The sequence below is a fragment of the Chamaesiphon sp. OTE_20_metabat_361 genome (assembly GCF_031364565.1).
The window spans coordinates 1-1746 of sequence record NZ_JANLWO010000389.1; the positions used below are offsets into that span (position 1 = coordinate 1).

Sequence of the window (1746 nt, forward strand, 5' to 3'; positions counted from 1 at the left end):
CTTTGTCGATTGGCGACGATTCCAAAGTTTCCATAACTCCACATCGCTACCATCGGCAGCTTTAGCCGTGAGTGTCTTTGGCACTACTGTCAACGCGCAACGCGTTCCGGTAAAGCCAGCATTTTTGGAGAAAGAGCGGAACTCGATCGCGCAATCTCGCGCGCCCTCGATTTCATAGATAGATCGCGGTAAACTCGGATCGGTGATGAATGCCTCATACGCCGCATCAAAGAAAATAATCGAGCCATGTGCCTTGGCATAATCTACCCAGGCTTGCAGGTGCGCTCGGGTGGCTGTCGCACCAGTCGGATTATTCGGGAAACACAGATAGATCAAATCGACTTTTTGGCTGGGGATTTGGGCGGTAAAATCATTCTCCGCCGTAATCGGTAGATAGACTAAACCACCGTACTCGCCTTTATCGTTGGCATCGCCAGTATTACCCGCCATGACATTAGTATCGACGTAAACGGGGTACACGGGGTCGGTAACTGCGATCGTGTTGTCGTGTCCGAAAATGTCGAGAATGTTGCCACAGTCGCATTTAGAGCCATCGGAGATGAAGATTTCGTCAGGCTCGATCGCACATCCTCGCGCCTGAAAATCATTGGTCGCGATCGCTTCTCGCAACCAAGCATAACCCTGTTCGGGGCCATAACCTTTAAATTTATCCCGATCGCCCATATCCGCGATCGCAGTTGTCATCGCCGTGCGACAGGCGACTGGCAATGGTTCGGTGACATCCCCTATCCCCAACCGAATAATCGGCGCGTCGGGATTAGCTTGAGCGAAAGTATTGACGCGTCTGGCAATTTCGGGAAATAAGTAGCCAGCTTTAAGTTTTAGGTAGTTATCGTTAATAGTTGCCATAATTATCTGTCGCGAATCATTACTCAACAGCTTACAGCAACACGGGGTTCGGGGTTAGCACAAAGTAAGTATTCACCCAAAAAGGGCAATCTCTAGCGTCAATAGAAATCACCCCTCGATCTTCCTGTTGAAAATTATCGATCGTTTAATATCCGATCTATGAGCCTCGATCGAATATTGCTATTCTTTAGCCGCGTCAGTCAATTTTCTGCTGATTCGCACTGCTGCCGCACCACCCAAAATCGTCCCCACGATTGTCAAAGGTTCGGAAACCGATGCTGTGGGTTCGACAGTAGAAGCAGTAATCCCATATGTACCCTGGCTTGCACCATCAATATCGTTGAATCCGAATGATAAGGCATTTAGTGGCGTTGTGTCTGTACCATTTTTAAAGGAAGATCCTGTAGGATCGATTGTGAAAAAGCCTACAGAACGAGCGTTGCGGCTGCCATTAAATCGAGTACCCGACGCAATAAAAAGATTTAAACCGTTGGTAAAATTAAAATTGATGTCACTTCCAAGTTCATAAGTAAAGTTCGCATTGTCTCCCGAAATATATCTAAACGTTGCGGTAGGAGTAGGAAGCACAAAATTATATGGAGGAGAACCCGTACCAGTCACGGTGAAGAAGGGTGATTTTGCCAGCAACCCATTTGCGGAAGCAACCTCTGTCGCACTACCAAAATTAATGGAGATCGTATCTACTACACCGGGAGCTACCTCTATACCTGGATTGACATCGGCAAAGAAGGTAGAGATGCCAGTTTCAAAAGTAATGTCGCTACTGTTAATCGCGATTGCCTGAGCTGGTGCAACAGTAACCATACTTGTACCCATCGCGAGAATGCCCACAGCCAGAATTTGTGTTGCGATAAC

The 1746-nt window shown here is 47.5% G+C and carries 2 protein-coding genes; both read right to left on the reverse strand.

Annotated elements, in window-relative coordinates:
• Positions 1-870 (reverse strand): LL-diaminopimelate aminotransferase (locus RMO35_RS11410; protein WP_309741316.1); only part of this gene is annotated, 870 nt, incomplete at its 3' end.
• Between the two features lie 180 nt (positions 871-1050).
• A partial coding sequence (locus RMO35_RS11415) for a hypothetical protein (protein WP_309741318.1) occupies positions 1051-1746 on the reverse strand: 696 nt, incomplete at its 5' end.